At 72.8% G+C, this 23802-nt stretch carries 28 protein-coding genes and 1 riboswitch; of the genes, 12 read left to right on the forward strand and 16 right to left on the reverse strand.

The window, feature by feature from the left end:
• Positions 1-510 precede the first annotated feature (510 nt).
• The 5 genes from ACFV1J_RS19350 to ACFV1J_RS19370 form a co-directional block, all read right to left on the reverse strand.
• A complete protein-coding gene (locus ACFV1J_RS19350) occupies positions 511-1518 on the reverse strand; it encodes a hemolysin family protein (protein WP_385859666.1) in 1008 nt (335 codons plus the stop codon).
• Positions 1515-2855, reverse strand: coding sequence for a hemolysin family protein (locus tag ACFV1J_RS19355; protein WP_385859668.1), 1341 nt, complete (start codon positions 2853-2855; stop codon positions 1515-1517). Before ACFV1J_RS19355 ends, ACFV1J_RS19350 begins: the two co-directional genes overlap by 4 nt.
• 226 nt (positions 2856-3081) lie before the next feature.
• Complete coding sequence (locus tag ACFV1J_RS19360) at positions 3082-3504, reverse strand: GNAT family N-acetyltransferase (protein WP_385859670.1); 423 nt, start codon at positions 3502-3504, stop codon at positions 3082-3084.
• A 60-nt stretch (positions 3505-3564) separates the two neighbouring features.
• Complete coding sequence (locus ACFV1J_RS19365; protein WP_385859672.1) at positions 3565-4455, reverse strand: LLM class F420-dependent oxidoreductase; 891 nt, start codon at positions 4453-4455, stop codon at positions 3565-3567.
• A 75-nt stretch (positions 4456-4530) separates the two neighbouring features.
• Positions 4531-5994 (reverse strand): APC family permease, encoded by a 1464-nt coding sequence (locus tag ACFV1J_RS19370; RefSeq protein ID WP_385859674.1) that lies wholly within the window; start codon positions 5992-5994, stop codon positions 4531-4533.
• Between the two features lie 167 nt (positions 5995-6161).
• Between ACFV1J_RS19370 and ACFV1J_RS19375 the strand changes: the two genes are divergently transcribed.
• Positions 6162-6434, forward strand: a complete 273-nt coding sequence (locus ACFV1J_RS19375) for a toxin-antitoxin system HicB family antitoxin (protein WP_385859676.1) — start codon at positions 6162-6164, stop codon at positions 6432-6434.
• Complete coding sequence (locus ACFV1J_RS19380; RefSeq protein WP_385859678.1) at positions 6431-6802, forward strand: fic family toxin-antitoxin system, toxin component; 372 nt, start codon at positions 6431-6433, stop codon at positions 6800-6802. Before ACFV1J_RS19375 ends, ACFV1J_RS19380 begins: the two co-directional genes overlap by 4 nt.
• Before the next feature lie 21 nt (positions 6803-6823).
• On the opposite strand, the gene ACFV1J_RS19385 is transcribed toward ACFV1J_RS19380, so the two are convergent.
• Entirely contained in the window at positions 6824-7495 is a 672-nt protein-coding gene (locus tag ACFV1J_RS19385) for a class I SAM-dependent methyltransferase (protein WP_385859680.1), read from the reverse strand.
• A gap of 42 nt (positions 7496-7537) precedes the next feature.
• The gene (locus ACFV1J_RS19390; protein ID WP_385859682.1) at positions 7538-8320 is read right to left on the reverse strand and encodes a class I SAM-dependent methyltransferase; all 783 of its coding nucleotides are present in this window, start codon (positions 8318-8320) and stop codon (positions 7538-7540) included.
• Between the two features lie 161 nt (positions 8321-8481).
• Between ACFV1J_RS19390 and ACFV1J_RS19395 the strand changes: the two genes are divergently transcribed.
• Entirely contained in the window at positions 8482-8928 is a 447-nt protein-coding gene (locus ACFV1J_RS19395) for a hypothetical protein (RefSeq protein WP_385859684.1), read from the forward strand.
• Here ACFV1J_RS19395 and bioD read toward each other — a convergent pair.
• The 3 genes from bioD to bioB form a co-directional block, all read right to left on the reverse strand.
• Positions 8921-9613 carry a dethiobiotin synthase gene (gene bioD, locus ACFV1J_RS19400; protein ID WP_385859686.1) on the reverse strand — a complete coding sequence of 231 codons (693 nt, stop codon included), beginning with the start codon at positions 9611-9613 and terminating at the stop codon, positions 8921-8923. The two genes, ACFV1J_RS19395 and bioD, sit on opposite strands and share 8 nt — an antisense overlap.
• A 62-nt stretch (positions 9614-9675) precedes the next feature.
• The gene (locus ACFV1J_RS19405) at positions 9676-10980 is read right to left on the reverse strand and encodes an adenosylmethionine--8-amino-7-oxononanoate transaminase (protein ID WP_385859688.1); all 1305 of its coding nucleotides are present in this window, start codon (positions 10978-10980) and stop codon (positions 9676-9678) included.
• Positions 10973-12124 (reverse strand): biotin synthase BioB, encoded by a 1152-nt coding sequence (gene bioB, locus ACFV1J_RS19410; protein WP_385859690.1) that lies wholly within the window; start codon positions 12122-12124, stop codon positions 10973-10975. Before bioB ends, ACFV1J_RS19405 begins: the two co-directional genes overlap by 8 nt.
• 154 nt (positions 12125-12278) lie before the next feature.
• On the opposite strand from bioB, the gene ACFV1J_RS19415 reads away from it, so the two are divergent.
• Both ACFV1J_RS19415 and ACFV1J_RS19420 read left to right on the forward strand, forming a co-directional pair.
• Positions 12279-13484: an 8-amino-7-oxononanoate synthase gene (locus ACFV1J_RS19415; protein WP_385859692.1), complete on the forward strand. Its 1206-nt coding sequence runs from the start codon at positions 12279-12281 to the stop codon at positions 13482-13484.
• A gap of 236 nt (positions 13485-13720) precedes the next feature.
• Positions 13721-14149: an ATP-binding protein gene (locus ACFV1J_RS19420; protein WP_385859694.1), complete on the forward strand. Its 429-nt coding sequence runs from the start codon at positions 13721-13723 to the stop codon at positions 14147-14149.
• 86 nt (positions 14150-14235) lie between these two features.
• Here the strand turns inward: ACFV1J_RS19420 and ACFV1J_RS19425 are convergent, their stop codons facing one another.
• The 5 genes from ACFV1J_RS19425 to ACFV1J_RS19445 all read right to left on the reverse strand — a co-directional run bounded on the left by ACFV1J_RS19425 (position 14236) and on the right by ACFV1J_RS19445 (position 17334).
• On the reverse strand, positions 14236-14385 hold the full coding sequence (locus tag ACFV1J_RS19425; protein ID WP_385859696.1) for a hypothetical protein: 150 nt from the start codon (positions 14383-14385) through the stop codon (positions 14236-14238).
• Positions 14386-14719: 334 nt separating this feature from the next.
• On the reverse strand, positions 14720-15367 hold the full coding sequence (locus tag ACFV1J_RS19430) for a GNAT family N-acetyltransferase (RefSeq protein ID WP_385859698.1): 648 nt from the start codon (positions 15365-15367) through the stop codon (positions 14720-14722).
• Between the two features lie 57 nt (positions 15368-15424).
• Positions 15425-15898, reverse strand: a complete 474-nt coding sequence (locus tag ACFV1J_RS19435) for a C40 family peptidase (RefSeq protein ID WP_385859701.1) — start codon at positions 15896-15898, stop codon at positions 15425-15427.
• Between the two features lie 4 nt (positions 15899-15902).
• Positions 15903-16075, reverse strand: a riboswitch (cyclic di-AMP (ydaO/yuaA leader).
• Positions 16076-16384: 309 nt separating this feature from the next.
• The gene (locus ACFV1J_RS19440) at positions 16385-16693 is read right to left on the reverse strand and encodes a hypothetical protein (protein WP_385859703.1); all 309 of its coding nucleotides are present in this window, start codon (positions 16691-16693) and stop codon (positions 16385-16387) included.
• Positions 16694-16698: 5 nt separating this feature from the next.
• Complete coding sequence (locus ACFV1J_RS19445; protein WP_385859705.1) at positions 16699-17334, reverse strand: ATP-dependent Clp protease proteolytic subunit; 636 nt, start codon at positions 17332-17334, stop codon at positions 16699-16701.
• Positions 17335-17393: 59 nt separating this feature from the next.
• Between ACFV1J_RS19445 and ACFV1J_RS19450 the strand changes: the two genes are divergently transcribed.
• On the forward strand, positions 17394-17708 hold the full coding sequence (locus ACFV1J_RS19450) for a type II toxin-antitoxin system Phd/YefM family antitoxin (RefSeq protein ID WP_385859707.1): 315 nt from the start codon (positions 17394-17396) through the stop codon (positions 17706-17708).
• A 38-nt stretch (positions 17709-17746) separates the two neighbouring features.
• Here ACFV1J_RS19450 and ACFV1J_RS19455 read toward each other — a convergent pair whose 3' ends face one another.
• A complete protein-coding gene (locus tag ACFV1J_RS19455) occupies positions 17747-18691 on the reverse strand; it encodes a M28 family metallopeptidase (RefSeq protein ID WP_385859709.1) in 945 nt (314 codons plus the stop codon).
• Between the two features lie 426 nt (positions 18692-19117).
• Between ACFV1J_RS19455 and ACFV1J_RS19460 the strand changes: the two genes are divergently transcribed.
• From ACFV1J_RS19460 to ACFV1J_RS19485, 6 genes are all read left to right on the forward strand, one after another.
• Positions 19118-19420 (forward strand): urease subunit gamma, encoded by a 303-nt coding sequence (locus ACFV1J_RS19460; protein ID WP_030414617.1) that lies wholly within the window; start codon positions 19118-19120, stop codon positions 19418-19420.
• A 17-nt stretch (positions 19421-19437) separates the two neighbouring features.
• Positions 19438-19749, forward strand: a complete 312-nt coding sequence (locus tag ACFV1J_RS19465) for an urease subunit beta (protein ID WP_385859711.1) — start codon at positions 19438-19440, stop codon at positions 19747-19749.
• Positions 19742-21463, forward strand: a complete 1722-nt coding sequence (locus tag ACFV1J_RS19470; protein ID WP_385859714.1) for an urease subunit alpha — start codon at positions 19742-19744, stop codon at positions 21461-21463. Before ACFV1J_RS19465 ends, ACFV1J_RS19470 begins: the two co-directional genes overlap by 8 nt.
• Before the next feature lie 50 nt (positions 21464-21513).
• The gene (locus ACFV1J_RS19475) at positions 21514-22188 is read left to right on the forward strand and encodes an urease accessory protein UreF (protein ID WP_385859716.1); all 675 of its coding nucleotides are present in this window, start codon (positions 21514-21516) and stop codon (positions 22186-22188) included.
• Between the two features lie 62 nt (positions 22189-22250).
• Positions 22251-22943 (forward strand): urease accessory protein UreG, encoded by a 693-nt coding sequence (gene ureG, locus ACFV1J_RS19480; protein WP_385859769.1) that lies wholly within the window; start codon positions 22251-22253, stop codon positions 22941-22943.
• Entirely contained in the window at positions 22940-23800 is an 861-nt protein-coding gene (locus ACFV1J_RS19485; protein ID WP_385859717.1) for an urease accessory protein UreD, read from the forward strand. Before ureG ends, ACFV1J_RS19485 begins: the two co-directional genes overlap by 4 nt.
• Positions 23801-23802 lie beyond the last annotated feature (2 nt).

Here is a 23802-nt window from a genome sequence, read left to right on the forward strand (position 1 = left end):
GGGCCGAACAGATCCCGTAAGGGATACGGGCACCCCTTGCGGGCCTCAACTCGGCGGGCCGGGGCGGTATTCCCGACACCACACGACACAAGACACCGCACGACGCGAGACACCGTCGGACGGCAACGCCCGCCCCCACTCACCTCTTCCACCCACCAACGGGAGGGGACAGACCGGAGGACGAAGTCTGTAGGGCTGTCACCGCACCCAAAAACACCACGCCCGCCGCTGGGGGTACCTCCCACGCCCTTTAGGCAGTGGGGGAGCAACGGCGAACAAGCCCAACGGCGGGACGGCCGACAACGCACGCGGCGCCGCAAAGCGGGCAACGGCGCGAAGCCCCGCGGTGGCAAAGCCGACATCGTGCGGGGCGCCGCAAAGCACGCAACGGCGAGCAACCCCGACGGCGGGACGGCCAAGTACGTGCGGGGCGCCGCAAAGCGCAACGGCGAGCAAGCCCCGCGGCGGGAAAGCCAGGTACGTGGGGGGCACCGCAAAGCGCAGCGGAATTTACTGGAGGACCAGCTCGCGCAGGACGTCCTCCATCGTGACCAGGCCCGCCAGGCGGCCGTCGGCGCCGATGACGGCGGCGAGGTGGGTGCGGGAGCCGCGCATGGCGGTGAGGACGTCGTCCAGGGGGGTCGAGGCGCGGACGCGGGCGATCGGGCGCAGGGCCGAGACGGGGAACGGCACGTCGCGTGCGACGGCGTCCAGCGCGTCCTTGACGTGGAGGTAGCCGAGGATGCGGCGGGTGTCGTCGACGACGGGGAAGCGGGAGAAACCGGATTCCGCGGCGAGCTGCTCCAGCTCCTCGGCGGTGATGCCCATCCGGGCGGAGACCACCTTCTCGGCCGGGAGGATGACGTCCCGGACCGGGCGGCGGCCCAGTTCCAGGGCGTCGCGGAGGCGTTCCTGGGCCCGTTCGTCGAGGAGTCCGGCCTCCCGGGAGTCCTCGACCATCCGCGCGAGCTGGGCGTCCGAGAAGGTCGCGGCCACCTCGTCCCTGGTCTCCACCCGCATCAGCTTGAGCAACACGTTGGCGAACGTGTTGACCGTGAAGATCACCGGACGCAGCGCCCGGGTCAGCGCGACCAGCGGCGGCCCGAGGGCGAGCGCGGTGCGTACCGGCTCGGCCAGGGCCACGTTCTTCGGCACCATCTCGCCGAAGAGCATGTGCAGGTACGTGGCCAGGGTCAGGGCGATCACGAACGAGATCGGGTGGACCAGCGCGTGCGAGATGCCCACCGCATGGAAGACCGGTTCCAGCAGGTGCGCGATGGCCGGTTCGGCGACCGCGCCCAGGACCAGGGTGCACAGGGTGATCCCGAGCTGGGCCGCGGCCAGCAGCGCCGATACGTGGGAGAGCCCCCACAGCACGCTGGTCGCCCGCCGGTCCCCGCGTTCGGCGTACGGCTCGATCTGGCTGCGGCGCACCGAGATCAGGGCGAATTCGGCGCCGACGAAGAAGGCGTTGACGACCAGGGACAGCAGGCCGACGAACAGCTGGAGCGCGGTCATCGGGCGGCCTCCGTCCCCTCGTCGTCGCTGCCCGGCAGCGGGGCGTGCAGCAGCACCCGTGCCGCGCGGTGGCCGGTGGCGTCCAGGACGTCCATCGTCCAGCCGGCCACCTCCAGGTGGTCACCGGCGACCGGTATCCGGCCCAGCTCGGTGGCGATCAGCCCGGCCAGCGTCTCGTACGGACCTTCCGGGACCCGCAGGCCGATGCGTTCCAGCTGGTCGGTGCGGGCGCCGCCGTCGGCCTGGTAGACGCTGCGGCCCTCGGCGTCGGAGCCGGCCGGGGCCAGGTCGGGGTTCTCCAGCGGGTCGTGCTCGTCGCGGACCTCGCCGACCACCTCCTCGACGATGTCCTCCAGCGTCACGACGCCGGCCGTGCCGCCGTACTCGTCGATGACCACGGCCATCGTGCGCCGGCCGGACAGCCGGTCCAGCAGCCGGTCCACGGTCAGCGTGGCCGGCACCAGCAGCGGCTCGCGCAGCAGGTCGGAGACCGGGTGGCGGAGCCGGCGCTCGGCCGGGACGGTCAGGACGTCCTTGATGTGCACCACGCCGGCGATGTTGTCCAGGTTGCCGCGGTAGACCGGGAAGCGGGACAGACCGGTCGCCCGGGTCACATTGGCGACGTCCTCGGCGGTGGACTGCACCTCCAGCGCGATCACCTGGACCCGCGGGGTCATGACGTTCTCCGCGGTCAGATCGGCGAGGTTGAGGGTCCGGACGAACAGCTCGGCGGTGTCCGCCTCCAGCGCGCCCTCCTTGGCCGAGTGGCGGGCCAGCGCGACCAGCTCCTGCGGGCCGCGGGCCGAGGCCAGTTCCTCGGCGGGTTCCAGGCCCATCCGGCGGACGGTGCGGTTGGCGGTGTTGTTGAGGTGCCGGATGAACGGTCTGAAGGCGGCGCTGAACCCGCGCTGGGCGGTGGCGACCCTCTTGGCGATGGCCAGCGGGTGGGAGATCGCCCAGTTCTTGGGGACCAGCTCGCCGACCACCATCAGGACGACCGTGGAGATCGCCGTGCCGAGGACCAGCGCCACCGACTCCGCCACCCCGCGCGGCAGCCCCACGGCGCCCAGCGGACCCGCCAGCAGGGTGGCGATGGCCGGTTTGGACAGCATGCCGATGACCAGGCCGGTCACGGTGATGCCGAGCTGGGCGCCGGAGAGCTGGAAGGTCAGACCGCGGACCGCCTTCAGCGCGCTGTCCGCCCCGTGCTCGCCGCGCTCGGCGGCGCGTTCGAGGTCGCTGCGCTCGACGGTCGTCAGCGAGAACTCGGCCGCGACGAAAACACCACAGGCGAGGGTCAGGAGGAGCGCCACGCCCAGGAAGAGCAGGTCGGTCATCGGGTCACCTCGGTCCCATGCTGAAACAGGACGCGGAGGTTCGCGCATCGTCGCCGGAATACCTGACAACCGGGAGGGTCGCCCATGGCGGGACGCTCACCCACCTTTCGCTCGTGGCCGGGAAGAACCATGGTAAAGGATCGGCAAAATCGGGAAGGTGGCGAGAGCCCGCCCCGTGGATGTCGGGGCGGGCTCCGGGAGTGTTCGATGTGGCTGCCGGGGGCGCTCAGACCAGCGGCTTCGTCCAGCGCCGCCACTGCTGCTCTCGGCGGTAGCCGGCGGCCGCCCAGGCGTGGTGGGCCCGCTCGTTGGCCTCCAGCACCATGGCGTCCCCGCGCCGACCGCCCAGTTTCACGAAGCGTTCCTCGGCCGCGGCGAGCAGTGCCTTCGAGATGCCCCGCCGGCGGTGGGACGGATGCACCGCGAGCCGGTACAGCGAGGCCCGCCAGCCGTCCCAGCCGGCGATCACCGTGCCGACCAGCGTCCCCTGCGACTCGGCCAGGATCAGCGCTTCCGGGTCACGTGCGATGAGCCGCCGCACCCCGTCCACGTCGTCGCTGATGCTCGTGCCCTCGGCGGCCGCCTCCCAGAAGCCGAGCACCGCCTCGGCGTCGGAGGGAACGGCGGGCCGGATGTCCATGTCGATCATGCCCATGAGCCAAGCAGCCGCGGCTTCCGGCCCGCCACTCCATTCCGTACCTCGGGACGGTCAGCTGCCGCGCAGCTCCTCCAGCACCGGGGCGAACTCCTCCAGCGCGGAGTCCAGGACCGTGAGGTACGAGAAACCGAACCGCTCGCGGTGCTCCCGCAGCTGCTCGGCCATCTGCCGCGGGGTGCCGATCAGCAGCGTGGGCACCTCCAGCGCCTGGTCCTCGTCCAGCCCGACGTGGCGGTCCGCGATCTCCCGGGCGACCGCCCGCCGGTCGTGGGTGTGGCGCACCTGCTGGACGAGGATGTTGCGCTCGGCCGGCTCCGGGCGGCCGGCCGCGTACCCCTCGTAACGGGCCACGGACGCCGCCAGTTCGTCCGCGGGCATCAGCTCCAGGGTGCCCTCCGGTTTGCCGGGCGCCTGGCGGCCGCCGGTGAACGCCGCGATCTCGGCGTGCTCGGCCGCCAGGCGCAGCATCCGCGGACCGTTCCCGCCGATCAGCAGCGGCGGCCGCGGCCGCTGCGCCGGCTGCGGCACGTGCTCCGGGTCGCCCAGCAGCCGGTCCAACTCCTCGACGGTGCGCACCAGATGGTCCACCCGCTCGCCGGGCGACCCCCACGGCAGCCCGGCGGTCTCGTGCTCGGCGCGGACGTACCCGGTGCCCAGGCCGAGTTCCAGCCGTCCGCCGGTGAGCGCGTCGGTGGTCGCCACCTCGCGGGCCAGCAGCGCCGGGTTCCAGAACCCCGCGTTGAGCACGAACGTGCCCACCCGCGGCCGTTCGGTCGCCTCCGCCGCGGCGATCAGTGCGGGGAACGGCGCCGGCATCCCCAGGTGGTCCGGTACGAGCAGCACGTCATAACCCAGCTCCTCGGCCCGGCGGCACTTCCGGCGCCAGGAATCCCCGGCCTCCAGCGTGAGCAAGTTGACGCCGAAGCGGAACGGTCGTGGCATGGAACCCCCTCGTCGATACGGTGACCGGTGCCGGCCGCGACCGGTCAACGCCCATGCAAGCACGGCCCGTTCACCTCAGCGCGGCCGGCTGTCCGACGGGGTCCGCCACCGCTGCACCAGATACCCGGCCGCCGCGATCGCCAGCAGCACCGCGACCGTACCGAGGGTGAATGCTTCGAAGGTGAGCCGGGAGACGCCCCAGGTGGCCCGGAAGTCGTAGCGGGACCCGACGAGGGGCTCCAGCGTGCCGGGGAACAGCGCCACCCAGCAGCCGAGCAGGATCCAGGCGTAGACGAGCAGCGCGGCGACCGTGAAACCCCCGGTGCCGAACGGGACTTGGTACGGGCGGGGTGCCGCGCGGTGGCGCAGCCGGAGCGCCAGCAGGGCGGGGATCACGGCGATGTACGACAGCAGCAGGGTGGTGATGGCGACGGTGAGCACCACGCCGAAGATCGCCGAGGCGTCGCCGTTCGCCAGGTTCATCGACGCCGCCATGAAGACGGTGGCGGTGACGCCGGACAGCAGGTTCATCCGGACCGGGGTGCCCAGCCGCGGGTGGAAGGCGCCCAGCGCCCGGGTGAAGAACCCGCCGTCGGCGGCGGCCATCGCCTGCATCCGGTCCGCGACGATCATCCAGGCGCTGCCCTGCGTCAGCAGCGACAGCGCGAACAGCACGGCGACGAAGGACAGCAGTGGCCCGCGCCAGCTCCCGTAGATCCCGAAGACCAGCCGGGCCGCCTCCATGAAGCCGGCGACGCCGGTGACCCGGCCGGCCGGGGCGGCGGACAGGATGGCCAGCACCGGCAGCAGATAGCAGCAGGTGGCGACGGACGCGGACACCGCGATCGCGACCGGTACGTCGCGCCGCGGATCGAGCATCTCGTCCCCGGCCGCGTTCGGCGCCTCGAACCCGACGAACGCGAACAGCAGCACCGGGACCAGCGCCAGGAAGCCGGCCGCCGTCGGCGCGAAACCGGCCGCCTCCAGGCCGCGGAAGCCGTGCCGGAGGCCGTACGCCACCGCCGTCGCGGTGAAGAAGGCCAGCGCCAGGACCTTGGCGCCGGCGCCGGCCGTGGTGATCCACTTGCCGCGGCGCAGCGAGATCACCGCGGTGAGGATCGCGGTCCAGATGAAGACCAGCTTGAAGGCGTAGTCGGCCACCGTGCCCGTGCCGAGCGGGAAGACGAAGCCGTCCCAGGCCTCGGCGGCCAGGAACACCAGCGAGCCGCCGAGCCAGACCGGGTTGGTCACCCAGTAGAACATCGTGGTCAGCACGGCCGGCAGCCGGCCGAACGCCACCTCCACCCACACGTACGGGCCGCCCTCCTGCGGGAACGCGGCGCCGGTCTCGGCGAAGATCAGCGCGTACGGCAACAGGAACCCCACCACGATCACCCCGATCCAGGTGACGGCCTGGCCGCCGCCGGCGGCGATCTGCCCGATCACGTCGAAGGAGATCACCGCGGCGATGCCGATCGCCATGATGTCGAAGCGCCGCAGGCTGCGCTTCAGATGGGGCACGGGAGCGGGCACGGACACGGCGGTGGTCCTCCTGACGGCCGAGCGGTCGCGGACGGTCCGGGTCGCACAACGGATCACATCGTGCGCCATCCGCCCCGGCACCCCCGGCAGCGGCACGCGGACCGCGGGCCGGGCGGGACCGGCGGTGCTTGCCGGTGCTAGCGGCAGCGCGCTAGCGTGAAGGCGTGGCGAAGACACAGCTGAACGTCCGGGTGGACGAGGCCACTGCCGAAGCGGCGCGGGAGCGCGCCCTGCAGCGGGGAGTGAGCATGAACCGCTATATCGAGGAGCTCGTCCTGCGCGACGCCGGCGAGGTCGGCCAGACCTTCGTCGAGGCCGCCTCCGACTTCATGAAGCAGTACGAGCGGGTCTTCGCCGAGGAATTCGGCCGGGACACGGGCAGCGCGCCCGGCCCCGCCGCCCCCGCCAACCGCGAGGGACTGCCGGGCACGACGTGACGCTCCGCATCGACCTCGCCTGGCTCCTTCTGATCGCCGAACAGCACACCCCCGGAGACCCCCAGGTCACCGACTGGGGTGCCCTGGTGGCCGCGGTCAGCCGCCACGACGCCGAGATATTCGGCGTCCCGGTCTACCCCGACCCGCCGGACCGCGCCGCCGCGCTCCTCCAACTCCTGCTCCAGGTACCGGCGTTGGAGCGCTCGAACGCGATGTTCGCGACCGCCGTCGCCTACGGCTACCTCGTCGCCAGCGGGCTGAAGATCGCCACCTCGCCCGAGCGGGTCCGGGACCTCGCCCGGCTCATCAAGGAGGGCACCACGGACGTCCGCGCCATCGCCGACGAACTGCGCACCTGGATCGTGTGACGGGCCGGCCGCGCGCCGCGGTCAGTCGGCCGGCCGCCGGGCCAGGCCCAGCACCGCGGGGGAGGTCGGCAGCGTCGGACCGCGCTCCGGCACCTTCAGCCGGCGCACCCGCACCACCTCGAAACCGGCCGCCCGGATCTCACCCAGCGGGTCCCGGCCGGTGTGGCAGCCGCCCATGAGCAGCGGCCACACCGTATGGTCCAGCGACCACTGCACGGCCGCCAGACCGCGCCCCGCGGCCCGCCCGTGCTCGAAGAACCGCAGTTCCCCGCCGGGCCGCAGCACCCGCCGCAGCTCCGCCAGCGCCCGCCGGGTCTCGCGTACGGAACACAGCACCAGCGACGCCACCGCCGTGTCGAACGCCTCGCTCTTCACCGGCAGCGCCTCAGCCACCCCCGGAACCAGGTCCACCGGTACCTCCGCCCGGGCCGCGGCCGCCCGCGCCACCTGGCGCAGCGTCGGCTCCGGCTCGATGGCCACCACCTCCGAGACCGTGCCCGGATAGTGCGCGAAGTTCAGCCCGGTGCCCGCGCCGACCTCGATGACCCGGCCGGTCGCCCCGGTCAGCAGCTCCCGGCGGAGCCGTGCCACCCCCGCCCGCGCGTCCGCGGCCGGCCCGCAGCAGCTCGCGTAGAAGCGGGCGAAGACCGGGTGGTGGACGGTGCCGAGCGGAACTCCCCTGCGCTGCCTCATGACGACCCCTCTCCGCACGCTGCCCGATGCCCGCTGCTGTTGTCAGTCTCCCCAGCGGAGGGCGCGGCGAGTCCCGGCCGGCGCGGCGCGGCAGAGGGTGATGATTTCCGGGGCGTCCGCGGTGAGCGGGCCGCGGCCCCAGTCGCCGTACTGCTCCTCGACGGCCAGCCCCGCCCCGGCCAGACGTTCGCCCAGCGTTTCCGCGTCGAGGAACCGCAGACTGCTCCGGCTCACCCGCGGCCGGGTGCCGTCCGGGCCGCTGAAGGTCTCCGAGAAGCGGACGACGTCCCCGCGCACCGGCAGGTCGACCCGGTGGGCGACGCGCACCGTGACCCCGGCCGCGTCGGTCACCTCGACCGCCCGGTCCGGCGTCCACCGCTCCCAGGGCCGCACGAGCGGATTACGGGTCTCGAAGGCGAACCGGCCGCCGTCCGCCAGCGCGGCGCGGATCGCGGCCAGCGAAGCACCCAACTCCTCGTCGTCCACCAGGACTTGGAAGGCGTGCCCGGTCATCACGACCAGATCGAAGACCGGACCGGGGCGGTTCTCCCCGGCCAGCGACAGCGCATCGCCCGCGAGCCATTCGATGCCGGTGCGCCGTCGCGCCCGCTCCAGCATCCCGTCCGCCGGATCGAGGCCGCACAGCCGGCCCCGGTGACCTTGCGCCCGGGCGCGGTGCAGCAGGGTCCCCGTACCGCAGCCGACGTCCAGGACGGAGTCCGCGGACATCACCAGGTCCAGGTAGAAGTCGTCGCCCGGCCCCCAGGGGTTGAGGAGGTCGTACCACTCGGCCAGGCTCCGGTCCGCGTACGCGAGATCCACCATGCCCGCAGTCTGCCCGTGACCCGGTTCGACGGCTCCCCGGTTTCCGGAGGGAAGATCCCGTATGATCAGCCGTCAAACCGAACAACTGTCGCAGTCGCCGCGCATGCGGAAATGCTCCGCCATGCCCGACCAAGGTGACCGCACAGGGGGGAAGGAACACCATGAAGTCGATGACGTCGATCATGTCCACCCGATTCCGGCGCCGTCTCGCCGGGACCGCCGCCGCCACGCTCCTGCTGGGCGCCGGCGCACTGGCCGGCGCCCCGTCCGCGGCGGCCAAGGCCAACCTGCTGACCATCAACAAGGTCACGTTGCACGAGCCCGGCCTGCAGGCGAAGGTCACGTACTCCTGTGACGAGGGCATGAACCACCAGCTGGTCGCCAACGCCACCAAGCTCAACACCACCGGCCACGAGGAGTCGATCGCCGCCGGCACCGTCAAGAAGGCCAAGCTCGTCTGCGACTACGCCGACCACACGGCACAGGTCACCCTGCGCCCGGCCGTCGGCTCGCACTTCGCCAAGGGCGACAAGGTGAAGCTCAGCGTCTTCTACTTCGACGAGGACGGGTTCAGCTACGCGAACACGGAGACCGTCGCGGTCATCTGAGGCCTTTGGTGCCGCCGAGCGCCGGGGTCAGCCACGTGGGGGCGGCGGCCCGGAAGGCGCTCGGCGGCAGTGCACCGGAGCCTTCCGGGATCACGCCCAGCAGCGGCGCCCCGGCCGCCTCCGGAAGGTCCGTCAGATTGCAGCGGGACGCCAGATCGGGGTCGGCCGGCCAGCTGCCGACGACGATGCCGGGGGAGTCGAGTCCGTGGTGGCGCAGCGCCAGCGCGGTCAGCGCGGTGGAGTTGAGGGTGCCCAGCCCGGCCTGGACGACCACCAGCACCGGGGCGTCCGCCAGCCGGGCCGCGTCGGCGAGGGTGTGCCCCTCCGCGTCCAGCCGTACGAGCAGCCCGCCCGCGCCCTCGACCAGCACCAGATCGTGCGAGGCGGCCAGCTTGGCGGCGGCCTCGGCGATCTGCCGCGGCCCCACCGGCGGCAGACCGGCCCGCTGGGCGGCCGTCGCGGGCGCCAACGGGTCGGGATAGCGGGCGAGTTCCACGGCGGTGACCGGCCCGGCCAGCCGCTCGACCTCCGCCGCATCGCCCGTCTCGTCCGCGGTGACCCCGGTCTGGGCGGGCTTGAGCACCGCCACCGAACGGCCCCGGGCGAGCGCGGCCGCCGCGACCGCGGCCGTGGTCACCGTCTTGCCGATCTCCGTGCCCGTGCCCGTCACGAACAGCACCGACATCTCTTCGTCACTCCTCATCGGCCGAAGGCCGTGTCGTTCGATGGGTCCCGGGCGCTCGGCCCTCAGCCCGCCTGCGCCGCCGCGCACACCGCGGCGCAGATCCGCGCCACCTCGGCGTCACCGGTGATGTACGGCGGCATCGTGTAGATCAGGTCCCGGAAGGGCCGCAGCCAGACACCCGCAGCCACGGCCGCCCGGGTCGCGGCCGCCATGTCCACCGGATGGTCGAGCTGCACCACGCCGATCGCGCCGAGCACCCGGACGTCGCGCACCCCGGGGAGCTCCGCGGCCGGCGCCAGCCCGGTCCGCAGCCCGGCCTCGATGCGCTTGACCTCCTGCGCCCAGTCCTGCGACAGCAGCAGCTCGATCGAGGCGTCGGCGACCGCGGTGGCCAGCGGATTGCCCATGAACGTCGGGCCGTGCGCCAGCACCGGCAGCTCGCCGCGGGAGATCCCGTCCGCCACCGCCGTGGTGCACAGCGTCGCCGCCAGCGTCAGATAACCGCCGGTCAGCGCCTTGCCGAGACACATCACATCGGGCGCCACGCCGGCGTGCCCGGCGGCGAAGAGCGCACCGGTACGGCCGAAGCCGGTGGCGATCTCGTCGAACACCAGCAGCACGTCGTGCGCGTCACAGGCCTCCCGCAGCACCCGGAGGTACTCGGGGGAGTGGAACGACATCCCGCCCGCGCCCTGCACCACCGGCTCGACGATCACCGCCGCCAGCTCGTCGGCGTGCCGGCCGATCAGCTCACGCAGCTGGTCCGCGTACGCCGGGTCGGCCGGGGCGTCGAAGCCGGGCGGCGGCGCGTCCGCGAAGATCTGCCGCGGCAGCACCCCCTGCCACAGCTCGTGCATCCCGCCGTCCGGATCGCATACCGACATCGGCTGCCAGGTGTCGCCGTGGTAGCCGCCCCGCCAGGTCAGCAGCCGCTGCTTGCGGGGCCTGCCCAGGGAACGCCAGTACTGCAGGCACATCTTCACGGCGACCTCGACCGACACCGAACCGGAGTCGGCGAGGAAGACGTGCTGCAGCGGCTCGGGCGTGATGTCGACCAGCCGCTTGACCAGCCGCACCGCGGGCTCGTGGGTGAGCCCGCCGAACATCACATGGCTCATCCGCTCCAACTGGCCGCGGGCGGCGTCGTTGAGCACCGGGTGGTTGTAGCCGTGCACCGCCGACCACCATGAGGACATCCCGTCGACCAACTCGTCGTGCCCCTCGGCCGGTTCGGCCAGCCGCAGCCGGACACCGGAGGCCGACTCGACCAGCAGCGGCGCGGCGGTGCCGGGCATCGGCCCGTACGGGTGCCAGACGTGCTGCCGGTCCAGGGCGAGCAGTTCGCGGGGGGCGAGCGGCTCAGGCATTGGGCGGGAGGTCGGTGCCGGCGCCGCGGCGGCGTACCGACACCAGATCGCGGCGGGTCTCGTCGGACGGGGCGGGGACGGTACCGGCGGGCACCTCGGCGTCCGTCTCCGGGGCCTGGGCGGTCTCCTCGCCGCACGGCCGGCGGTGCTCGGGCAGCGTGGTGGTGTCGGTGCCCTCCACCTCGAAGCCGGCGTCCGCGATCATCGCCAGGTCGTCCTTGCCGGCCTGGCCCTCGCTGGTCAGGTAGTCGCCCAGGAAGATGGAGTTGACCAGGTGCAGGGCCAGCGGCTGCAGGCTGCGCAGATGCACCTCGCGGCCGCCGGCCAGCCGCACCTCGATGTCCGGGCAGACGAACCGCACCATCGCCAGGATGCGCAGCGCACGCTGCGGGGTGAGGTTCCACTCCTTGGCGAGCGGGGTGCCCTCGAACGGGATCAGGAAGTTGACCGGCACCGAGTCCGGGTCCAGCTCGCGCAGCGCGAACACCACGTCGACGAGGTCGGCGTCGGACTCGCCCATGCCGGCGATCAGCCCGGAACAGGCCGACATGCCCGCGGCCTGGGCCTGCTGGACGGTGGCGACCCGGTCGGAGAAGTCATGCGTGGTGCAGATGTCGCCGTAGGTGGCTTCCGAGGTGTTCAGGTTGTGGTTGTAGGCATCGGCCCCCGCCGACCGCAGCCGCTCGGCCTGGCCGTCGGAGAGCAGCCCCAGACAGGCGCACACCTCCACGCCCTCGTTCTGCTCCTTGATCGCGGAGATGGTCTCCGAGACCCGGTCCACGTCCTTGTCCGTCGGGCCGCGGCCGCTGGCCACCAGGCACACGCGCTTGGCGCCGCCGGCCACTCCGGCGGCGGCCGCCTTGGAGGCGTCATCCGGCTTCAGCCAGGTGTACTTGAGGATCTCGGCCTTCGAGCCCAGCCGCTGCGAGCAGTACGAGCAGTCCTCGGGGCACAGACCCGACTTGAGGTTGACCAGGTAGTTGAGCTTGACCCGCCGCCCGAACCACTGGCGGCGCACCTTTCCGGCCGCGGCCACGACGTCGAGCAGTTCGTCATCGGAAGTCGCCAGCACGGCCAGCGCCTCTTCACGGGTCGGCAACTCGCGCCGCAGTCCCTTGTCCACCAGTGTGTTCAGCAGGTCCATGGCGATGATCCTGGCCTACGCCCCCGCCCCCGGCCAAGGAGGATTCCCACAACGCGCGCCGAACGGGGTGTGTGTATCGCCACACCGTGGCCGTGCGGAACGACCGCTAACGTCTATCGACAGCCCACAATCGAGCCCCCGACGAAGGACGCCGATGCCGCAGGACTCCGCCCCGCTGCTGCGCGACACCGCGCCCCCGCCCGCCGCCGGACCGGCACCCGGCTCGGCCTTCGACTGGCTCGACACCGCCCGCGCCGAGCGCCAACGGGCCGGCCTGGTCCGCGCGCTGCGCCCCCGCCCCGCCGACTGCCCGTTGCTCGACCTGGCCGGAAACGACTATCTCGGACTCTCCCGGCACCCGGAGGTCACCCAGGCCGCGGCCGAGGCCGCGCAGCTCTGGGGCGCCGGCGCCACCGGCTCCCGGCTGGTCTCCGGCAGTACCGAACTCCACGCCCGGCTGGAGGCGGAACTCGCCGCGTTCTGCGGCTTCGAGGCGGCTCTGGTGCTGTCGTCCGGATATGCCGCGAATCTCGCCGCGGTCACCGCGCTGACCGCACCCGGCACCCTGGTCGTCTCCGACGCGGGCAACCACGCCTCCCTCATCGACGGCTGCCGGCTCTCCCGGGCCCGCACCGAGGTCGCCCCGCACGCCGACCCCGAGGCCGTACGCGGCGCCCTGGCCGGCCACAACGGACGGGCGCTGGTGGTGACCGACTCGGTGTTCTCGGTCGACGGCGACGCCGCGCCGCTGCCCGCACTGGCCGCCGCCTGCCGGGCGCACGGCGCCGCACTCCTCGTCGACGACGCCCACGGCCTGGGCGTCCTCGGTGACGGCGGCCGGGGTGCGCTCGCCGCGGCCGGACTGGCCGGGGACGGCGACGTGGTGGCCACCGTGACGCTCTCCAAGTCGCTCGGCTCCCAGGGCGGCGCGGTGCTCGGCCCGGCCCGGGTCATCGAGCACCTGGTCAACACCGCCCGGACCTTCATCTTCGACACCGGCCTGGCCCCGGCCGCGGCCGGCGGCGCACTGGCCGCACTGCGGCTGATCGACCGCGAACCCGAGCGCGCCGCCCGGGCCGGCGAGGTCGCCCGCGAGCTGCACCGCCGGCTCACCGCGGCCGGCCTGACCGCGGTACGGCCGGACGCCGCGGTGGTGTCCGTCCGCGCCCCCTCGCCGGAGGCCGCGGTCCGCTGGGCCGCCGACTGCCGCACGGCCGGTCTCGCGGTCGGCTGCTTCCGGCCGCCGTCCGTACCGGACGGGATCTCCCGGCTGCGGCTCACCGCCCGCGCGGACCTGACGGACGGCCAGCTCGACCGGGCGGTGGGCACGATCCTCGCCACCGCGCCGCCGAAGATCTGATCCTTGGTGACCGTGTGTGACCGGCATGGCGTCCCATATCCGGTCTCCCGTCGCAGAGTTCACCGCTTCGAGCGATAGATATCTGCATATGTTGGCGGATCGAGCGCCACACCGGGGGAACGGGTGGCAGGCTGGCGCTCCAGCAGATCCGAGGCCGAATCGTTGACCCGAGTGGCACACCGGCTCCCCGGGCAGCGGACCGGAGCCGGCCTCGGTGGGAAAGGGACGGCGTCGCGATGGCAGACCACCAGGAATCCGCACTCACCCTGCCGAGCGCCCCGGAATCGGTCCGCCTCGCCCGCAGACACGCCCTCACCGTGCTCACCGAATGGGGCCTGCCCGCCGGTTCCACCACCGCCGACGCGGTCCGCCTGATCGTCTCCGAACTCGCCACCAACGCCGTCCAGCACACCTTCGGCCAGTCCCCGACCTTCACCCTCGAACTGCGTCTGGACCGCGACGAGGAGCTGTGCGTCGGGGTCACCGACAGTCACCCCCGCCGCCCCCGCCGGCTGCCTGCCGCGGTCCAGCAGGACAACGGCCGGGGCCTGGTCATCATCCGCTTCCTCGCCGCGGAGGCCGGCGGCCGGCTCTCCGTCGTCCCCACCGACACCGGCGGCAAGACCGTCTGGATCAGCCTGCCCTGGCAGGTCGCGGTCGGCTGACGGCGCGGCCGCCGCGGCGTACGGCCCGACGACATGCGTACGGCCGGCATGGCATGCGTACGGCCGGTACGGCATGCGTGCGGCCGTCACGGTGTGGGGGAGGGGCGGCTGAAGGCGCCGCGCAGCAGCGCGCGGAGGGTGTCCGGGGCCGGGATGCCGCCGCCGCTGCGGTAGGCCACCGCGATCCGGCGGCGCAGCTCCGGCGGGTCCAGCCGGCGGATCCCCAACGGGGTCACCGAGCCCTCCGCCACCATCTCCGGGGCCCCCGCCACGCCGAGCCCGACAGGGCGCCGTGGCGCTGCTCGTCGACCGGCTGGGTGGCTGACTGCGCCGCCCCTGGTGGCCAGGGCCCTGGAGGCCACCACCGGCGCCCTGCTCACCGCGCTGGGCGGAGCGCTGCTCGTCGAGGTCGCGCTCGCCTGAGGGCAGCGGCAGGAACGGGACCGGGCCCCACCCCAGGCACGGGCAGGGGCAGGAACGGGGCCGGCCGGACCCAACCCCAGGCAGGGGCAGGGACAGCGGAAGGGCCAGGAACGGGGCGGGACCAGGACCCCAGGCAGCGGTACCCGTTCAGCCGGGGCCGCCGGCCGGCACCAGCAGCACCTCCGCGCCCACCGGTACGAACCCCGCGGCCAGCAGGGCGCGGACGCTGCGGGCATTGCCGGGGGCGGCCTGGGCCCAGAGCCGTTCGCCCGCCGGTATGAGATGGCGGGCGGCGTGCGCCAGCCGGCGACCGAGGCCGCGTCCCTGGCCGGCGCCGTCCACCTCCGCGGCCAGCTCCCAGCGCCCGGCCAGGCCCCGCCCGATGATCAGCGTCCCGCCGTCCCCGGTCGTCCAGGCCCGCACCTCGTCGCGGTGGCGCAGCGCCCGGACGATGCGCGGATGGCTGCGGTCCGTCGTCTCCACCAGCTCCAACGGCGGCGGCCCGGGCAGCGCCTCGGCGACCATGGCCAGGTCGATGTTGTTGGCCTCGCGGCCGGTCCGTTCACCCAGCGCGGTCAGGAACGGCGGACTGAGCGGTCCGGCGAGATCGCCGGGGGCTGTCCGGTCGTGCACCCAGGACGGCTCCACGTCCGCGAACACCACGGCATGACAGGTGAACGACAGCACGCCCACGTCCCGCGGGGACGGCTGGGGCAGCACCGTCACCGAACCGTCCTCGGGCGGGAAGCTCCCCCGCGCCGCGGCCGTCAGCACCTTGCTCAGCTCCGAAGTCACCCCGTCAAATTATCGGCCAGCACTGACAATTGACCGGGCGCCCGGCGTCGCCGCAGCTCAGGGCACCCTCCCGTACGAGACCGCGCGGCTCCAGATCTTCTCCAGCCGCACCACGCTGCCGGCCTTGGGCGCATGCCACATGCGGCCCTGCCCGGCGTAGATGCCGACGTGGTAAATGCCGTTGCCGGAGTGGAAGAAGACCAGGTCCCCGCGTTTCCGGGCAGAGGACGGGATGTGCCGGGTGCGGCCGTACTGCTGGGCCGCGGTCCGCGGCAGGTCCCGGCCGGCGCGCTTGAACGAGTACACCGTCAGGCCCGAACAGTCGAAGCGGTACGGTCCCATGGCCCCGTACTGGTAGGGCGAGCCCCGCTTGGAGGCCGCGATCCGCAGCGCATGGGCGGAGACGGTCGCGGCCTCGGCGTCGGCGGAGGTTCCCGGTGCGAGCGTGGTCCCGCCGAGCGTGGCCAGCGCCAGTGCGGACACGGTGCCGGCGCGGGCCAGCAGATGCGGCGTATGCGTGCGCACGGTCATGCGCAAACCCTTCGTCAGCCGCCTGCGAAGGAAGACCTGTCGGGTTCGGGCAGGCGAAGATGCCCGGCCGTTTCCACGGCTTCACCCCAAGGAGTCCGTCGGCCGCGCGGGCCCCGGACCCCGTACTGCTCGGGTCCTCCGCTCCCGCCGATCCACACGCATCGACCGGACATCCGGCACGGCGGCGGGATTAGGCGCCCGGCCGGACCGCCCCGTCGCTGTGGCGGGGTCTTGTCGTCGAAAGGGATCCTCACGCACCCGCCACCGGAATTCCGAGTTGAAAATGCCGTATGTGAGATGCGCCACAATTGAGCCGAATGGTGGGATTTGCCCCGTCGTGGGCCGGAGCGTCATCGGCGGCACCCCCTTCGACCTGGGGCGAAACATCGGCCACCGCAGTAATTCTGGCCCCCGGCGCAATTCGTCGCCCCCCTACCGCACGCGCGGACGCTACGCCGTCCGGGCAGCGCGGGCGCGCGTGTCGGATCAGGGTTCCCGGGCCGGCGGCACCGTCACGTATCCGGCCCGGCGTTCCCCGTCCAGCACCCGCAGCGCCCGGGCCAGCGTCTCGCCGTGCAGCTCGTGCTCGCCCCGGTTGTGCATCAGCGTCAGCGCGTCCCGCAGTTCCGCGGCCTTGCTCACCAGCGCCTGAGCGGCGCGCAGCCCGCTGTAGGTGCCGCCGCCGCGGGCCGGATTGATCCGGCCCAGCAGGTCGAGCGCCTCCAGGTAACAGTCGATCAGCTGCCCCTCGGCGCGGGTCAGGGCGGGCAGCGGCGGGGTCTCCGGCGGCCACATCCGGCTCACCGTCCCACGGGTCGGTCGGCCGACCGCTTGCGGTTGCGGGTGAGCCCGTCGATCAGGCCGTACTCCTGCGCGGCCGGGGCGTCGAAGATCTTGTCGCGCTCGATGTCCGCGGCGATCCGCTCGCGCGGCTGACCGGTGTGCAGCGCCAGCATCTCCTCCAGCATGGCGCGGCCGCGCAGCACTTCCTGGGCCTGGATGTAGAGGTCGCTGGCCTGGCCCTCGAACGGTTCGCTCACCGACGGCTGGTGGATCAGCACCCGGGCGCCGGGCAGCGCCAGCCGCTTGCCGGGGGTGCCGGCGGCCAGCAGCACCGCTGCGGCGGACGCGGCCTGTCCCAGGCAGACGGTCTCCACGTCGCACGACACGAAGCGCATCGTGTCGTAGATCGCGGTCATCGCGGTGAGCGAGCCGCCGGGGGAGTTGATGTAGAGCGAGATGTCCCGCTCGGGCGCGGCGTGTTCGAGGTGGATCAGCTGCGCCATGACGTCGTTGGCGGCGGTGTCGTCGATCGGGGTCCCCAGGAAGATGATCCGCTCGCTGAGCAGCTTGGAATACGGGTCCATCGTCCGCGTCCCCTGCGCGGTGCGCTCGGTGAACTCGGGCAGGACGTAGCGGGCCGTCGGTCGCAGCATGGTCTGCTCCTCTCCTCTGTAAAAAATGTACAGGACGTACATCCCGTTAGAATGGGAGCATGGCCTACGAAATTCCGGTGACGCAAGCCCGGGCCGAGCTCGCGGATCTGATCAACCGCGTCGTCTACGGCGGTGAGCGGGTGGTCGTCACCCGTCACGGCAAGCCGCTCGTGGCGCTGGTGTCCGCCGCTGACCTGCAGCTGCTCGAGGAGCTGGGGCGGCGGGAGCAGGGCGCGGAGGACGAGCAGGTGATCAGCACGGTCTCCGCCGTGCGGCCCCTGCCGTCCGCTCCGGGCGAACGGCGGCGCTTCGGCATCGCCGCGGAACACCGCGACCCGGCCGCCGGGGACCGGCGACCGGGTCGCGAGAGATGACGGTCAGCGCGGGCTGACCGGAAGAGGAGCCAGCGGGCTCAGGAGCTGAGCTGCCAGATCGCGGCGGCGATGGCGTCCGTGTTGGTGTCCAGCGCCTTGTCGTCGATGTTCTTCGAGGTGTCGCAGGACTGGTGGTAGCAGGCGTCGAACGCCTTGCCCGCCTCGCCGCCCCAGTTCTTCGCCTGCTCCTCGGTCTTCTTGTAGTCCGCACCCGAGAAGAGCCCGCCGACCGCGACGCCGGCGTCCTTGAAGGAGGCGTGGTCCGAGCGCCCGTCGCCCTCGGTCTCCTTCTCGGTGGCGATGTTCTTGGTGGCGAACCAGTCCTTGAAGACCTTCTCCAGACGGGCGTCGTCGTCGTAGACGAAGTAGCCCGGGTTCGGCGACCCGATCATGTCGAAGTTCAGGTACGCGTCGATCTTCTTCGCGTCGGCGCCGAGCTTCTGGACGTAGGACTGCGAGCCGACCATGCCGTCCTCCTCGTCGCCGAACCAGGCGAACCGGAGGTGCTTGGCGGGCTTGAGGTCGGACTTGGCGACCGCGAGCGCGACTTCGAGGATGCCGGCCGAGCCGGAACCGTTGTCGTTGATGCCGGGACCGGCGTCGACCGAGTCCACGTGGGCGCCGGCCATGACGGTCTTGCTCTCGTCGCCGCCCGGCCAGTCGGCGACGAGGTTGTAGCCGGTGGCGCCGTTGTTGTCGAACTCCTGGACCTGGGTGGTGAATCCGGCCTTGTCCAGCTTGCCCTTGATGAAGTCGATGGACGCCTTGTGGCCGGGCTTGCCGTGGGCGCGGTTGCCGCCGTTGGCGTCGGCGATGGACTGGAGCTGGTCCAGGTCGGCCTTGACGGCCTTGACGTCGATGTCCGGGGCGGCGGCCGGTGCGGGGTCGGCGTGGGCGCCGGCCGCGGTGAAGAGGGTGGCGGCCAGGGCGGTGACGCACCCGGTGGCCAGCGCGGCCCGGCGTATTCGTGCAGAACGGGTCACAGTGAAGGCTCCGATACAGGTGTGGGGGGATGGTGCGGAGCGTTTTGACGCGCACATGAGGATTGCGATCACTTGGGGGATCGTCAAGAGCGCATATCGGACAAGGGTGTTCGCAGAGCGGGTCTCGTCCGGTATGTCCTGATCGTGGTGATCGGCTGTGGCGAGGGCTCGTCTGTATAAGTGAGCGGTGGGGCGTCGGCGCAAGGAATGCGCCAGCGGTGTGCTGCGATACCTCCGCGTCATACGCTGTAACGCCGACGAAATCCGGCCGAACTAGCCTGCGCCGATGGGGCTCTGGATGGCCAAGTGCTGGAAGTCGGTTTGCTCCCCCTTTAATGACTGCGTGATACATCTACCGATACGCGTGTGCTCACGCTCGTGACCTGGGCAAATGTGTCCGGCCGGGAAGACTGTGAGGTGGAAGGTATGCAACTGACCCCGCATGAACAAGAACGTTTGATGATTCATGTGGCGGCAGACGTGGCCGAAAAGCGACGTGCCAGAGGGCTGAAGCTCAACCACCCGGAGTCGATCGCCCTGCTGACCGTGCACATCCTCGAAGGCGCCCGGGACGGCCGTACCGTCGCCGAGCTGATGTCCTCCGGCCGGAAGGTCCTCACCCGCGACGAGGTGATGGAAGGTGTGCCCGAAATGATCCACGACGTCCAGGTCGAGGCCACCTTCCCCGACGGCACCAAGCTCGTCACCGTTCACGAACCCATCAACTGACCGCGGGAGAACAGACGATGATCCCGGGACAGATCCTCCACGCCGACGAGCCGGTACGCCTCAACGAAGGCCTCCCCCGCACGCGCATGACCGTCCTCAACGCCGCCGACCGCCCCGTCCAGGTCGGCTCCCACTACCACTTCGCCGAGGCCAACCCCGGCCTCGATTTCGACCGCGCGGCCGCGCACGGCAAGCGGCTGAACGTCCCGGCCGGCTCCGCCGTGCGCTTCGAGCCCGGCATCCCCACCGAGGTCGAGCTGGTCCCCCTCGCGGGCAAGCGGATCGTCCCGGGCCTGCGCGCGGAGACCGGAGGAACCCTCGATGGCTGAGCTCACCCGCCAGGCGTACGCCGATCTCTTCGGCCCGACCACCGGCGACCGGATCCGGCTCGCCGACACCGACCTGGTCATCGAGATCACCGAGGACCGCTCCGGCGGACCCGGCCGGGCCGGCGACGAGGCGGTCTTCGGCGGCGGCAAGGTCATCCGCGAGTCGATGGGCCAGTCCCGCACCACCCGCGCCGAGGGCGCCCCCGACACCGTGATCACCGGCGCCGTGGTCCTCGACCACTGGGGCGTCGTCAAGGCCGACGTCGGCATCCGCGACGGCCGGATCACCGCCCTCGGCAAGGCCGGCAACCCCGACACCATGGACGGCGTCCACCCCGACCTGGTCATCGGCCCCGAGACCGAGATCATCGCCGGCAACGGCAAGATCCTCACCGCCGGCGGCATCGACACCCACGTCCACTTCATCTGCCCCCAGCAGGCGGACGAGGCGCTCGCCTCCGGCGTGACCACGCTCATCGGCGGCGGCACCGGACCGGCCGAGGGCAGCAAGGCCACCACCATCACCCCCGGCGCCTGGCACATCGCCCGGCTCTTCGAGTCGATGGACTCCTTCCCGGTCAACGTCGGACTGCTCGGCAAGGGCAACACCACCTCCCTCGCCTCGATGCGCGACCAACTACGGGCCGGCATCCTCGGCTTCAAGATCCACGAGGACTGGGGCGCCACCCCCGCCGTCATCGACGCCTGCCTGACCGTCTGCGAGGAGAGCGGCGCCCAGCTCGCGATCCACACGGACACGCTGAACGAGGCCGGCTTCCTCGGCGACACCCTCGCCGCCATCGCCGGCCGCTCGATCCACGCGTTCCACGTCGAGGGCGCCGGCGGCGGCCACGCCCCCGACATGATCGCCATGGTCTCCGAGCCCAACGTGCTGCCCGCGTCCACCAACCCCACCCGGCCGCACACCGTCAACACCGTCGAGGAACACCTCGACATGCTGATGGTCTGTCACCACCTCAACCCGGCCGTCCCCGAGGACCTGGCGTTCGCCGAGTCCCGGATCCGGCCCTCCACCATCGCCGCCGAGGACATCCTGCACGACCTCGGCGCCATCTCGATCATGTCCTCCGACGCCCAGGCCATGGGCCGGATCGGCGAGGTCGTGCTGCGCACCTGGCAGACCGCACATGTGATGAAGCGGCGCCGCGGCGCGCTCCCCGGCGACGGCGGCGCGGACAACCACCGCGCCCGCCGCTACGTCGCGAAGTACACCATCAACGCGGCCCTCGCCCAGGGCATCGACCACCTCGTCGGCTCCGTCGAGGACGGCAAGCTCGCCGACCTCGTCCTGTGGGACCCGGCGTTCTTCGGCGTCAAGCCCCAACTGGTCATCAAGGGCGGACAGATCGCCTACGCGCAGATGGGCGACGCCAACGCCTCCATCCCCACCCCGCAGCCGGTCCTGCCCCGACCGATGTTCGGCGCCACCGGCAAGGCCCCCGGCAGCAACTCGGTCAACTTCGTCTCCACGCAGGCCCTGGCGGACGACCTCCCCGGGCGCCTGCCGCTGGCCAAGTCGTACGAGGCGATCCGCTCCACCCGCGGCGTCACCAAGGCGGACATGCGCAACAACGACGCCCTGCCGCGGGTCCACGTCGACCCCGACACCTTCACGGTCACCATCGACGGCGAGGTGGTCGAACCCCACCCGGCCGCCGAACTCCCCATGGCCCAGCGGTACTTCCTCTTCTGACCCGCTCTGAACACCATGAGGAAGTCCCCGATGAACACCACGGACCACCGATGAGCCGCGCCGCGCTGCTCGTCCTCGCCGACGGCCGGTTCCCCGCCGGCGGGCACGCCCACTCGGGCGGCGCCGAACCGGCCGTCGCCGCGGGACGCATCAAGGACGCCGCCACCCTGGAGAGCTTCTGCCGGGGCCGGCTGCACACCGCGGGCCTGGTCGCCGCCGCACTCGCCGCGGCGGCCGCGGCCGGCTGCGACCCGCTCCTCCTGGACGACGCCGCCGACGCCCGCACGCCCGTACCGGCACTGCGGCAGGTGGCCCGGCGGCTCGGCCGGCAGATGATGCGGGCCGCCCGCGCCACCTGGCCGGACCCCGCACTCGACGCGCTCGCCGCGGCCCGGCCGCGCGGCGCCCACCAGCCCGTCGTCCTGGGCCTGGCCGCCCGGTCCGCCGGACTGCCGCCGCAGGACGCCGCGTACGCCGTGGCGTACGAGACCGTCAGCGGCCCGGCCACCGCCACCGTCCGCCTGCTCAGCCTGGACCCGTTCGACGCCACCGCGGTGCTCGCCCGCCTGGCCGCCGACGTCGACCGGGTCGCCGAGCAGGGCGCCGCGGCCGGCGAGCGGGTCGCCGCCGAGGGAGTCGACGCGCTGCCCGCCGCGTCCGCCCCGCTGCTCGACATCACCGCGCAAGCGCACGCCGCCTGGCCGGTCCGCCTCTTCGCCTCCTGACCCCGCCCGGCCCCGCCGGCACCCGCGCCGCCCCGACGGCCGCACGAACCACCGGAGTGACCATGCACCTCGACCACCACGAGACCTTCCCCGAACGCCACACCTACAGCGCCGCCGCCACGCGCCCCGATGGGAACCGCCGGGCGCTGCGGATCGGCCTCGGCGGACCGGTCGGCACCGGCAAGACCGCCACCGTCGCCGCGCTCTGCCGCGCCCTGCGCGACGAGCTGTCCCTCGCCGTGGTCACCAACGACATCTACACCCGCGAGGACGCCGAGTTCCTGCTCCGCGAGGCCGTGCTGCCCGCCGAGCGGATCGCCGCGGTGGAGACCGGCGCCTGCCCGCACACCGCGATCCGCGACGACATCTCCGCCAACCTGGAGGCCGTCGAGGACCTGGAGGACACCGTGGGCCCGCTCGACCTCATCCTGGTCGAGTCCGGCGGTGACAACCTCACCGCGACCTTCTCCAAGGGCCTGGTCGACTTCCAGATCTTCGTCATCGACGTCGCCGGCGGCGACGACATCCCGCGCAAGGGCGGCCCCGGCGTCACCACCGCCGACCTGCTCGTCATCAACAAGACCGACCTCGCCCCGTACGTCGGCGTCGATCTGGCGGGGATGGCCCGCGACGCCAAGGCCCAGCGCGGCGAACTCCCGGTCGCCTTCACGGCGTTGAAGACGGAGGACGGCGTACGGCCGGTGTCGGACTGGGTCCGGGCCCGGCTGGCCGACTGGACCGCGGGCCCGGCATGACGCTCGCCCTCCCCCCGCGGACCACACCGGCCCGGACCGCCGCACCGTCCCCGGCCGGTCTGCGCGCCACCGCCCGTATCGTCGCCAGGGCCGAGGACGGCGGGACCACCCGGCTGCCCGTCCTGGACGGCGACGGCCCGTTCGCGCTGCGCCGGGTGCGCGCGCACGGCGGCCCGGCCCGGGTCTGCGTCGTCGGCGCCATGAGCGCCCCGCTCGGCGGTGACCGGCTGGCCATCGAGGTCACCGCGGAGGCCGGCAGCGCGCTGCACCTCACGGCCGCCGCGGCCACCGTCGCGCTGCCCGGCCGCACCGGTGAGCCCGCCCACTACGACGTACGCCTCACGGTGGGCGAGGGCGCCCGGCTGGACTGGCTGCCCGAGCCGCTGATCTCGGCGGCGGGCAGCGATCTGCGGATGACCACGACCGTCGAACTGGCCGCCACCGCCCGGCTCGTGCTCCGCGAGGAACAGGTCCTCGGCCGCAGCGGTGAGCCGACCGGCGCCCTGCGCAGCCGGCTCACCGTCCGGCGCGCCGGGCGCACCCTGCTCGACCAGGAGACCGCCTACGGGCCCGGCGCCCCCGGCTGGGACACCTCGGCCGTCCTGGGCGGCCACCGGGCCGTCGGCCAACTCCTCGTCGCGGGACCGGAGTTCGAGGACGGCCCGGCTGAGGTACGGCTGCTCGGGACGACCGGTGACCAGCCGCCGCAGGGCCGGCCGTCCGGTGACCAACGTCCCGATGCCCGCGGCGTCCTGGCACCGCTGGCCGGTCCCGGAGCCCTGGCCACGGTCGTCGCCCCGGACGCGCTGCGGCTGCGCCGCCTCCTGGACGAGGCAGCCGGCGGGCTCGGCGGCTGAGG

Source organism: Streptomyces sp. NPDC059649 (genome assembly GCF_042734445.1).
Classification (GTDB): domain Bacteria; phylum Actinomycetota; class Actinomycetes; order Streptomycetales; family Streptomycetaceae; genus Streptomyces.

What these genes read in the sequence shown, in the direction of transcription:
- ACFV1J_RS19450 (WP_385859707.1), top strand. Translation starts at nt 17,394, where the DNA reads ATGGCCTACGAAATTCCGGTGACGCAAGCCCGGGCCGAGCTCGCGGAT.
- ACFV1J_RS19475 (WP_385859716.1), top strand. Translation starts at nt 21,514, where the DNA reads ATGAGCCGCGCCGCGCTGCTCGTCCTCGCCGACGGCCGGTTCCCCGCC.
- ACFV1J_RS19415 (WP_385859692.1), top strand. Translation starts at nt 12,279, where the DNA reads ATGCCGCAGGACTCCGCCCCGCTGCTGCGCGACACCGCGCCCCCGCCC.
- ACFV1J_RS19385 (WP_385859680.1), bottom strand. Translation starts at nt 7,495, where the DNA reads ATGAGGCAGCGCAGGGGAGTTCCGCTCGGCACCGTCCACCACCCGGTC.
- ACFV1J_RS19395 (WP_385859684.1), top strand. Translation starts at nt 8,482, where the DNA reads ATGAAGTCGATGACGTCGATCATGTCCACCCGATTCCGGCGCCGTCTC.
- ACFV1J_RS19470 (WP_385859714.1), top strand. Translation starts at nt 19,742, where the DNA reads ATGGCTGAGCTCACCCGCCAGGCGTACGCCGATCTCTTCGGCCCGACC.
- ureG (WP_385859769.1), top strand. Translation starts at nt 22,251, where the DNA reads ATGCACCTCGACCACCACGAGACCTTCCCCGAACGCCACACCTACAGC.
- ACFV1J_RS19360 (WP_385859670.1), bottom strand. Translation starts at nt 3,504, where the DNA reads ATGATCGACATGGACATCCGGCCCGCCGTTCCCTCCGACGCCGAGGCG.
- ACFV1J_RS19390 (WP_385859682.1), bottom strand. Translation starts at nt 8,320, where the DNA reads ATGGTGGATCTCGCGTACGCGGACCGGAGCCTGGCCGAGTGGTACGAC.
- ACFV1J_RS19485 (WP_385859717.1), top strand. Translation starts at nt 22,940, where the DNA reads ATGACGCTCGCCCTCCCCCCGCGGACCACACCGGCCCGGACCGCCGCA.
- ACFV1J_RS19420 (WP_385859694.1), top strand. Translation starts at nt 13,721, where the DNA reads ATGGCAGACCACCAGGAATCCGCACTCACCCTGCCGAGCGCCCCGGAA.
- ACFV1J_RS19365 (WP_385859672.1), bottom strand. Translation starts at nt 4,455, where the DNA reads ATGCCACGACCGTTCCGCTTCGGCGTCAACTTGCTCACGCTGGAGGCC.
- ACFV1J_RS19350 (WP_385859666.1), bottom strand. Translation starts at nt 1,518, where the DNA reads ATGACCGCGCTCCAGCTGTTCGTCGGCCTGCTGTCCCTGGTCGTCAAC.
- ACFV1J_RS19445 (WP_385859705.1), bottom strand. Translation starts at nt 17,334, where the DNA reads ATGCTGCGACCGACGGCCCGCTACGTCCTGCCCGAGTTCACCGAGCGC.
- bioB (WP_385859690.1), bottom strand. Translation starts at nt 12,124, where the DNA reads ATGGACCTGCTGAACACACTGGTGGACAAGGGACTGCGGCGCGAGTTG.
- bioD (WP_385859686.1), bottom strand. Translation starts at nt 9,613, where the DNA reads ATGTCGGTGCTGTTCGTGACGGGCACGGGCACGGAGATCGGCAAGACG.
- ACFV1J_RS19435 (WP_385859701.1), bottom strand. Translation starts at nt 15,898, where the DNA reads ATGACCGTGCGCACGCATACGCCGCATCTGCTGGCCCGCGCCGGCACC.
- ACFV1J_RS19405 (WP_385859688.1), bottom strand. Translation starts at nt 10,980, where the DNA reads ATGCCTGAGCCGCTCGCCCCCCGCGAACTGCTCGCCCTGGACCGGCAG.
- ACFV1J_RS19440 (WP_385859703.1), bottom strand. Translation starts at nt 16,693, where the DNA reads ATGTGGCCGCCGGAGACCCCGCCGCTGCCCGCCCTGACCCGCGCCGAG.
- ACFV1J_RS19355 (WP_385859668.1), bottom strand. Translation starts at nt 2,855, where the DNA reads ATGACCGACCTGCTCTTCCTGGGCGTGGCGCTCCTCCTGACCCTCGCC.
- ACFV1J_RS19465 (WP_385859711.1), top strand. Translation starts at nt 19,438, where the DNA reads ATGATCCCGGGACAGATCCTCCACGCCGACGAGCCGGTACGCCTCAAC.
- ACFV1J_RS19460 (WP_030414617.1), top strand. Translation starts at nt 19,118, where the DNA reads ATGCAACTGACCCCGCATGAACAAGAACGTTTGATGATTCATGTGGCG.